The following is a 244-nucleotide window of genomic DNA, read 5'->3' as shown; positions in this document are numbered from 1 at the left end:
AAAAATATCCCTATCCTACACTTTCACCAGAAGAACAAAGTTTTATCGATAATGAAGTTGAAGTGCTATGTAGCATGCTTGATGAATGGGAAATTCACCATCAATTAAAAGACCTTCCTCCTGAAGTTTGGCAGTTCATTAAAGATAAAGGCTTCTTGGGTCTTATTATTCCAAAATCCTTTGGCGGTAAAGAGTTCAGCTCATTTGCTCAAAGTCGCATTATGAGCAAAATTGCCTCACGTTC

1 protein-coding gene is annotated in these 244 nt (G+C 37.3%); it reads left to right on the top strand.

Annotated elements, in window-relative coordinates; translation table 11 throughout:
* Positions 1-244: acyl-CoA dehydrogenase family protein (locus M2D63_RS26005; protein WP_285865913.1), on the top strand; the 244-nt coding region annotated here is incomplete at both ends.

This window comes from Pseudomonas sp. BJa5 (assembly GCF_030272875.2).
Lineage (GTDB): Bacteria > Pseudomonadota > Gammaproteobacteria > Pseudomonadales > Pseudomonadaceae > Aquipseudomonas.
This window is presented reverse-complemented; position numbering and strand designations above follow the sequence as displayed.